Genomic DNA, 2,006 nt, shown 5'->3' on the forward strand with positions numbered 1-2,006 from the left:
GGCGTTTGTGGCTACCAATCTGTAAAGCGTTATCGGCGCTACTTGACAATCCAAACTCGAGTGGCTTACTACCGAACTTGTCAATGTTATCATTACAATTATCGGTGCGGTAGGCGCGATCGCGATCGCGACTTGGTGGCACTAATCTTTAGTCTAAATTCCAATCAATAGGACTTTGTTGCGATCGCATCAGACTCAGGATTTTTGGCAAGATCGATCGGTGCAGTACATCGATCTTGAGGTAGTCAACAACATACAGCTATTGAAGTAGTAGGTGCAAGTATGAATCGGATAAATATTGTCTGAAACCTATCTGGTGGGCACTGCCCACCCTACATGATATTTTATATTTAATTACTCGATCTCTAATTCTCAACTACTCGCTTATTTACCCCGATCGCCATGCCTAATAAAATGCCCAACCCCAAGTCTAAGCCACGGACTGCGACCAAAAAACAAAAGCAAAATAGGCGGATTGTTGCTGGCGCAGGAGCGGCGATATTAGTCGTGGGATTGCTGGCTGGCGGTGTCTGGAAAATGTTATCAGGCTCGACTAATCTCGATACCAGCGATGGGGTGAGTTTATTACCTCAAGATACTTTGATGTCCATCTCCGTCTCTACCGATGTGGCGCGGTGGCAGAAATTTAACGAGTTTGGCGTTCCCCTAAGTCGCGGGATTGTCGAGCAGCAATTAGCTAAATTGCAAACCGATTTTTTGACAACCTATGGATATGACTATCAACGCGATATCCAACCGTGGATTGGCAAGCAAATTTTAGTCGGCTATCTGCACAATCCAGGGGCAGCAGGAATTAGAGCCGAGTCAGGGACGATCCTCAGCCAGCAAACCATCGCCATCTTACCGATCGCCGATCGAGGTGCCGCCCAGAAAGTCGTAGAACAGCATCAAACGCCGATCGATGCCAATTTAGTCGAAACTAACTACAAAGGGGTCGCTATTCGAGAATTTAAGCGCAAACAGGGGACGATCGCGATCGCGATCCTAGATAACTTTGTCACGATCGCGACGGACAGAGTAGGACTGCAAAGAGTCATCGATACTCAACAAAACGGTAAATCTTTACTCACACTCCCAGGCTATACCAAAGCGCTAGCCCAAATCGAGATCGATCGACCTTTTGCACGCGTCTATCTGAATGTTCCAGTAGCTACCGCAGTAGCAGCGGTTAATTCCCCGCTCCAACTCACCGCCAATAAATTAGCGCAAACCCAGACTCAACAAGGCATAGCGGCAAATGCCCAGATCGAAGCAGACGGGATTGCCTGGAAAGGGATTTCTTGGCTCAGACCCAATGCCAAGCAAAAATTAACAGTTGAAAATCAAGCCCAAAACCTCGCGGCAAATCTCCCCGCCACGACACTAGCCATGGTATCTGGCGGTAACTTACAGCGACTGTGGCTAGACTATGTTCAGAGTGCCGCAGCCAATCCTTTGGCACCTGTCAAACCTGAAGATCTCGTCAAAAACCTGGATAGTCTCACCGGACTAACATTAGAGCCAGAAATCCTCAACTGGAGTAAAGGCCCTTTTGGCATCGCGATCGTCCCCAAAGCAGCTAAGATCGATACGGAATTTGGTACAGGACTGCTATTATTTCAGCAAGCTAGCGATCGATCTGCCGCAGATAAAGCCTTCGCCATCTTTGACAAAACCATGAGTCAAAAGCAAGGGTTTAAGATCGCCAAAACCCGAATCGGTGGCAAAGATGCGATCGATCTGACATCACCATTGGAGGGTACCAAGGTGACTCATGGCTGGCTCGATAACAACCTCGCTTTCCTCAACTTCGGCGCACCTGTGGGCGATACCTTCCTCCCGCAACCCCAACAAAAACTGTCAGATACCCCACTATTTCAACAATCGACGCGATCGAGTCTCAGTCCCCACAACGGTCAATTTTTCATTGATGTCGATCGTACCATCAATGCAGGTAATCTCTCCCTACCATCCATATCCCCAGAAGTCAAAGCTGGATTTAGTGC

Annotated in this window: 1 protein-coding gene; it reads left to right on the plus strand. The window is 48.1% G+C overall.

Annotated elements, in window-relative coordinates; translation table 11 throughout:
• Positions 1-402 precede the first annotated feature (402 nt).
• A partial coding sequence (locus RMO35_RS09700) for a DUF3352 domain-containing protein (protein WP_309740677.1) occupies positions 403-2,006 on the plus strand: 1,604 nt, incomplete at its 3' end.

This window comes from Chamaesiphon sp. OTE_20_metabat_361, assembly GCF_031364565.1.